Below are 6,734 nucleotides of genomic sequence, written 5' to 3'. Positions count from 1 at the left end.
GTAAGCGTTGTGAGGCGTTGAGCTAACCTGTACTAATTGCCCGTGAGGCTTAACCATACAACACCAAAGAAAATTGTATAGGGTATTGATTTGAATGAATCGATTAACGGCATTGTGTTCAAACATTTGCAAATAAGCAAACTTATTGAACACAGCTTTGTTAATCACTCCATCAACTTCAATACCGGTTTGACATGCTACGCAGTCGAATAGAACGAGTAAGAATTTAAATTAATACAGCTTTTCGAATTGAACCAAATTTTGTCTAGCGACAATAGCGTTGTGGAACCACCTGATCCCATGCCGAACTCAGTAGTGAAACGCAACAGCGCCGATGGTAGTGTGGGAGTTCCCATGTGAGAGTAGGACATCGCTAGGCTTCCAATTCAGAACATCCCGCTCGCAGAGCGGGATTTTCGCCTTAAGGGTTTAATGAATTAAGCACTGTTTAAGTTTTTAACCCATTAAATCTTTGTTTTATGAACAAAGTCATGTTTTTGTCTAGCGACAATAGCGTTGTGGAACCACCTGATCCCATGCCGAACTCAGTAGTGAAACGCAACAGCGCCGATGGTAGTGTGGGAGTTCCCATGTGAGAGTAGGACATCGCTAGGCTTCCATTCCAAGAAAGCCCTTAGTTAACGCTAAGGGCTTTTTTACATTTCAGCCTAGCTCGACCTACTGTACGACTATATGGATATAGGAGGTAGGATGAAGCAGGATGCCTGAATCGAGGACACCGACATACAACGTTCCTCCCTAAACCTGTCGGCATTAGTTCGTCCTTGTACAGAATCGCTAGGCTCCTAATTAACGACAAAAGCCCGCTCAATTAAGTGGGCTTTTGTCGTTAATAGGGCCGAGAAAACCCACTTGCGGAAACGCATGTGACCGTTCCTTGTCATCCATGACACCACGGCATTAGTAAATCCTTTTACGTCAGAGCAGGTCGTCGAAAAGTTGCTCCTGCATTTTCGACATTCACTACATCCTTGTAGCTTTGCGACGTTTGACCGTCCATCCCTGGACATAATCGCTAGGCTTCCAATTCATAAAAGCCCGCTCTAACGAGCGGGCTTTTTGCGTTTGCGGGAGACTACGTCGGTGAGGAAAGAAAGGTATTTCTTTCGGTGAGGACGTTGTCGCTGAGGACTCTGTCGTAAAAGCGAATCATCTGAGTTTTACTGACAACAACTTTAACCGTCATATCCTGCTACGACAGGATATCTCCGCAAAGCGAATAGCTAACTAATAGTATCGACGCAGTCCTCAGCCTCAATTCTATTTGCGTCCACCTCCCACCTTCAAACTCTTCAGCCTATTGGCACCTGGTCTATACTATGCTCGTTTCATCAGAATTGCAGCTAGGTATTTAAGCAGGTCGTATGCAGACGAGGAGGTAAGATGCGCAGAGTATTGTTAACCACGTTAATGCTGGCACCAGCAATGGTAGTCGCTAAAGATGTTAATGTCGCGAATTATGTACGGGCAGAATCCGATCATATGCTCCGCAGTACTATGGAATCGTTTAATATCAAGGTTGGGGTCTTACAACACGCCCGTGAAGCGACAACGCCTGAGCTTCAGCCGGTAATTCGAATGAATCAGGATACGCTTTATTCTTCTACGGTAATTGATTTATCTGAACCGTTAACAGTTACCCTTCCTGAAATACACGGACGTTATCAGTCAATGCATATTGTCAACCAGGATCACTTTATGCGTTTTGAAACCAAACCAGGAACCTATGAGCTTAATCAGGAGTTAGTCGGTACAAGGTTCGCCTTAGTAACGATACGGACATTTGTTAACCCCAACGATCCTGAAGATGTAGAAAAGGCGCATCAGGCACAGGATTTGATTAAGGTTTCAGGTGGTGGCAAAGGGCCTTTAGATATTCCGGACTGGAATCAGGAACAATTATCAATAGGGCGTAAGGCATTAAACGACTTTGCCGTACTGGGCTTTGACTCAGCTTATGCATTTGGCACGAAAGAAGAAACCAAGCCGGTTGATCATTTAATTGGTGCCGCCAGCGGCTGGGGTGGGCTGCCGAAAAAGGCCGCGATGTACTCGATGGGTATGGTAGCAAATAATGATGGGGAAACATTCTATTCCGTTACCGCGAAAGATGTTCCGGTTGAGGCGTTTTGGTCTGTTACCGTTTACAACGCAGACGGTTATCTGGAGGCCAATGAACTAGGAGTGAATAGCTATAACAATATCACCGCAAAAGCAGACTCAGATGGGGCTATTACGATTCATTTCGGCGGCTGCGGGGATGGACGGATAAATTGTATTCCGATAACTAAAGGATGGAATTATGCAGTCAGGATGTACTCACCAAAGCAAGCACTGTTAGAAGGGAATTGGACATTTCCGACAGCAAAACCGGCGCAGTAATCACAGAAAACTCAAACTAATGCTGATACGTTTTAGAATCGGCAATACAACTTGGGTATTAAAACAGCAAAAAGAGGGGAAATATATCTGGGCTTGCTGTTAAGCCAGCCCTTGGATAACCACGTATTTTTCATAAAGTTCATCTTCGCTTTCGACGCGATTTGGGTCGGTAATAATGCACTTGCTAATAGGGCAGACCGACTGGCAGGTGGGCTTGTCGTAATGACCTTTGCATTCGGTGCAAAGGTCAGGGTTAATTTCAAAGATGGATTTTCCCATGAATATTGCATCGTTTGGACACTCTGGGACGCACATGTCGCAATTAATGCATTTTTTTGTAATTAACAAAGCCATGATGACTTACCCGCACTTTTGGTTTGAGGCTAGAGGATTACGGGTATCTTGACCTTCATTAAGATTGCGCATCAATAGAACGAACTGAAGGTTTAGATCTTCTGGTACCGGGATATAGACTATGTGGCCGCTGCCTTTGGCATCGGAAATGGATTCTGCCTGGCGATTTTCCATATGTTGCAATGTGAAGTTTATATTGCCTTGCGGTGTCATCAACTCAAGCTTGTCACCAACCACAAATTTATTTTTCACCTCCAGCTCTGCCAGTTCACCACGGCGATTACCGGTGAATTCTCCAACGAATTGCTGCTGGGTAGAAACCGAATAACCGTAGTCGTAATTTTGATAGGTATCATGGGTGTGGCGACGCAAAAAACCTTCGGTGTAACCCCGGTGCGCGAGATTTTCAAGAGTACCCATTAAACGTTCATCGAAGGGTTTGCCAGCGACGGCATCATCAATTGCCTGACGATAAACCTGCGCGGTACGGGCACAATAATAAAAAGATTTTGTTCGACCTTCAATTTTCAGGGAATGCACCCCCATTTTTGTGAGGCGCTCTACATGCTGGACCGCGCGCAAATCTTTCGAGTTCATGATATAAGTACCGTGCTCATCCTCAAACGCCGCCATTTTTTCGTCAGGGCGGTGGCTTTCTGATAGCAGTACCACGTCATCAATGGGTTTACCTGAGCCAATTGTCACTTCCGGGCGCTCTTTCTGTACTTCAACGGCCTGTGTATGGTTAGGATCAAACTCTGCAACGATCTGTCCCGTGTCATCCTCTTTACCTTGCTCTACTTTGTATTCCCAACGACAGGCATTAGTACAGGTTCCCTGATTTGGATCGCGTTTATTGATGTACCCGGAAAGCAAACATCGCCCGGAGTAGGCCATGCACAGGGCACCATGAACAAACACTTCTAATTCGGTCTCAGGACAATGCTTGCGGATCTCTTCTATCTCTTCAAGGGACAATTCGCGTGAGACTATGACTCGTTCAACACCGTTGGCGGCCCAGAACTTCACCGTTGCCCAGTTAACCGCATTGGCTTGAACTGACAGGTGTATGGGCATATTGGGAAAGGCCTCGCGTACCATCATTATTAATCCGGGATCGGACATGATCAGTGCATCAGGCCCCATTTCAATCACAGGTCTGAGGTCATCAATAAAAGTTTTTAATTTGGCATTATGGGGCTGAATGTTACAAACCACGTATAGCTTTTTGCCAAGGGCATGTGCCTCGTCGATGCCTGTTTTGAGATTTTCGTGATTAAACTCGTTATTACGCACTCTCAGGCTATATCTTGGTTGTCCTGCGTAAACGGCATCTGCGCCGTATGCGAATGCATAACGCATGTTTTTCAAGCTTCCCGCTGGGGACAATAATTCAGGTTTAAAGACGGTTTCTGATGTCATTGCATTACTTCTCAGGATCTTTGCTTTGCCAGAGTCTGAAAATTGGTGTATCGCAACTCTGATTTAGTACCTGAATTTTACGATAAATTGGCGACAGTGACAAAGGTCCTGAGTCTTACAGGCGCTGGTTTTTATGGTTTGGTGATGAATCTATCAGCGAACACTCTATGTTTAACCCGCCCGCATCAGGACAGTCATATTTTCATTTTGAAATCTAACCGAGCAAGGTAAAAAGCGACGAGGTTTCGTGGTTGGGTTATGGCTAGCCGTTGAATTGGTTTACCCGAAACCAGCCGGTCACAGACAGTCGTTGTCGGTTCGCCGGTAACACTTCATGAGGGAACTCTTCGCTGAGGAATATCGCCAGGGTGGCAAATTCAGGATGTATTTTCTTACCCTTCGTATCTTGCTCATCCTTGTATAGCACCAATTCACCACCATCGCTCTGTTGCCAGTCCTTATTGAGGTAGGCTACGACGGATAACACCCGGTTTTTATCCCCTTTAAAAGTGTCGTAGTGTCGTTTAAAAAATGCGCCAGGCTGAAAGCAGGCATAATGACTTTCAAATGAAAACAGTCCCAGAAACAGTTTTTGGTTCAAATGGTCCTGTAACTGCTGACACCAGGCTAACCATTGGCTACCCGCAAATGAGGTACCCGTTATCCAGCAAATCGCATCACTTCTTATAGCCTGGTTAACGTTGTAATTCTCTTCGCGACCAATTCCCGCAGTTTCAAATTGCTGGCTATGCATAGATTGTGAGTGAGTCAATAACGCCTGGGCAATGTGCCATGGCAGCGCATTGGCATTGATGCTAAATCCATCACGACGTAAATCGGTCGCAATTTTGTCAAATAACGGCGCATCGGATTCGCCATCTAGTGGTGCGAGGTGTTTCGTTAACATTAGGGTCTCGGAACGAAGGCTGTGAGGGAATTGTTTGCAAGGTATCGCTCAATCCCTGAAGCAGGAAAGTTAGTGTGTCTCGTAAATTTCTGTTAAATCCAAAACTGGCGCAGCAAAATAGTGCAATTTTCGACAGCAGTAAAACGAATAAAAATTGTCGGTAAGACAAAAATTTACATATCTTTTTCAGGATCTGAACAGCAGGTAGGGGAGAAGTTAGAATCGATGGCGAATCAGGCGGGCGGCTGTGTGGCCCCAATGCTGATACACTGGCGGACCCGGATGGAAACCATCAGTCGCCATTGCACTTAATGGCAATTCACGGTCGATATTGAGCATTTGACAATGGTGCTCCCTTTCAACATCCTGAGCCAGAATGTCATTGAACCGATTCGCTTTGTCTCCCAAATACCAGCGCAGCGGATTCGGAAGTGCCGGAAATTTATGCATGGGTGGGACGGTAGTAATAATGCTTTGTTTGACCGCAAACTTGTCTTGTAACAGGCTTCTTAGTACAGCCTGTTGTTGTCGCCAAACTGCCACGGTGAGTGAACTGGTGACATCGTTAACGCCAAGCGACGTAATCACGGCATCAAAGCTTTGTTGTGGCAGGGTTTCAAGCACTGACAGGGTATCACTGGTGGTGGCGCCTGATTTGGCGATTAGTTGATACTGCACCCGAAAGTGCGGGCTTAGATATTTCAAAGTCTGGCCGAGCAGTGCTTCCCGTTGATGACTGGCCCCGATACCTAAAGCTGCAGAGTCACCAATAATCAGCAGTTTTATCGATGTGCCAGTTCCAACTACGCCTAGCCTTGACCCTTTAGGTTCCGGTAACACTGGTGTGCGTTTGCGCACATGCCGCCCCTGGAGGAGCAGAACGGGTAATAAAGCTAACGCAGAACCAGAAATATCCATCATCAATCACAACAACCTACTCAAAACATTAAATACGAAGCTCCGCTTAACAAGATCATTCCAGCTGGCTTATTTTGGAAATTTGGCCATTATTTCTGTTACTGCATAATCGAGGCGTTGCTTCGACTCCATCACCGTCTGATTTTGCTGCACTTCGCCCTCAGCGGCCCCGTACCAGATAGGCTGTCCGGTTTGCGCATCGAAAAAAACAATCACCAAAGCGGCTTTGGGGACATTTTCCAGTCCCGCAAGGTTACTATCGTCGTGATTAATTTCCTCAATGTTATCCATATCTACCCCTGCAACGAAAGTGACAAGCATATCTGGATTGTATGAGTCTTCACTCATTTCCCTAGCTCTTAACTCGCGGTCAATATAGAACTTTACTTCCTTATCAGCATCGAATCCGGGAGGTTCCCACTGACCTTGCTCATCAAACGCGATGACTGCAGAACCCATCCATGCAAACGTTTCATAGCCAATAAAGTCCACTTTTGGATCGGCTTCAGAGATGACTTCAATATCGTCATTGACGCTGGAACAAGCGCTTAAGCTAAGTAATGCGGCAATAAATAAAAACTTCAGGTTAACCATAGGAATTACCTTCATTGTTCTTTGGCTGATGTGTACGGCGGGACCACGAAATCATTTAAGTTTAGACTATGGTTAGTATTTCAGTGGTTTTATTGTTATCGCTAAAATCCTACAGTAAGGTAGATAAAACAAACGG

General features: G+C 45.6%; 6 protein-coding genes and 2 rRNA genes. 3 read left to right on the top strand and 5 right to left on the bottom strand.

Annotated features, from left to right (window positions below; genetic code table 11):
* Positions 1-264 precede the first annotated feature (264 nt).
* The 3 genes from rrf (E8M12_RS15100) (at position 265) to E8M12_RS15090 (ending at position 2,403) form a co-directional block, all read left to right on the top strand.
* A 5S ribosomal RNA gene (gene rrf, locus E8M12_RS15100) occupies positions 265-379 on the top strand.
* 121 nt (positions 380-500) lie between these two features.
* Positions 501-615 (top strand): 5S ribosomal RNA (rrf, locus tag E8M12_RS15095).
* Between the two features lie 789 nt (positions 616-1,404).
* Entirely contained in the window at positions 1,405-2,403 is a 999-nt protein-coding gene (locus tag E8M12_RS15090; protein WP_136737097.1) for a DUF1214 domain-containing protein, read from the top strand.
* Between the two features lie 99 nt (positions 2,404-2,502).
* On the opposite strand, the gene E8M12_RS15085 is transcribed toward E8M12_RS15090, so the two are convergent.
* From E8M12_RS15085 to E8M12_RS15065, 5 genes are all read right to left on the bottom strand, one after another.
* Positions 2,503-2,757, bottom strand: coding sequence for a YfhL family 4Fe-4S dicluster ferredoxin (locus tag E8M12_RS15085; RefSeq protein WP_136737096.1), 255 nt, complete (start codon positions 2,755-2,757; stop codon positions 2,503-2,505).
* Between the two features lie 6 nt (positions 2,758-2,763).
* Positions 2,764-4,179, bottom strand: coding sequence for a prephenate-dependent tRNA uridine(34) hydroxylase TrhP (gene trhP, locus E8M12_RS15080; protein ID WP_136737095.1), 1,416 nt, complete (start codon positions 4,177-4,179; stop codon positions 2,764-2,766).
* 262 nt (positions 4,180-4,441) lie between these two features.
* Positions 4,442-5,086, bottom strand: a complete 645-nt coding sequence (locus E8M12_RS15075; RefSeq protein ID WP_136737094.1) for a 2OG-Fe(II) oxygenase — start codon at positions 5,084-5,086, stop codon at positions 4,442-4,444.
* 216 nt (positions 5,087-5,302) lie between these two features.
* Positions 5,303-5,944 (bottom strand): SGNH/GDSL hydrolase family protein, encoded by a 642-nt coding sequence (locus E8M12_RS15070; protein WP_246034174.1) that lies wholly within the window; start codon positions 5,942-5,944, stop codon positions 5,303-5,305.
* 129 nt (positions 5,945-6,073) lie between these two features.
* Positions 6,074-6,598: a DUF4136 domain-containing protein gene (locus tag E8M12_RS15065; RefSeq protein ID WP_169303158.1), complete on the bottom strand. Its 525-nt coding sequence runs from the start codon at positions 6,596-6,598 to the stop codon at positions 6,074-6,076.
* Between the last annotated feature and the right edge of the window lie 136 nt (positions 6,599-6,734).

The organism is Thalassotalea mangrovi, assembly GCF_005116735.1.
In the GTDB taxonomy this organism is placed as follows: Bacteria; Pseudomonadota; Gammaproteobacteria; order Enterobacterales; family Alteromonadaceae; genus Thalassotalea_A; species Thalassotalea_A mangrovi.
Note: the sequence above shows the minus strand (reverse complement) of the source record. Positions and strands in the feature narration are given on the sequence as shown.

Coding starts and splice junctions, on each gene's coding strand:
- E8M12_RS15085 (WP_136737096.1), bottom strand. CDS start 2,757: ATGGCTTTGTTAATTACAAAAAAATGCATTAATTGCGACATGTGCGTC.
- E8M12_RS15075 (WP_136737094.1), bottom strand. CDS start 5,086: ATGTTAACGAAACACCTCGCACCACTAGATGGCGAATCCGATGCGCCG.
- E8M12_RS15090 (WP_136737097.1), top strand. CDS start 1,405: ATGCGCAGAGTATTGTTAACCACGTTAATGCTGGCACCAGCAATGGTA.
- trhP (WP_136737095.1), bottom strand. CDS start 4,179: ATGACATCAGAAACCGTCTTTAAACCTGAATTATTGTCCCCAGCGGGA.
- E8M12_RS15065 (WP_169303158.1), bottom strand. CDS start 6,598: ATGGTTAACCTGAAGTTTTTATTTATTGCCGCATTACTTAGCTTAAGC.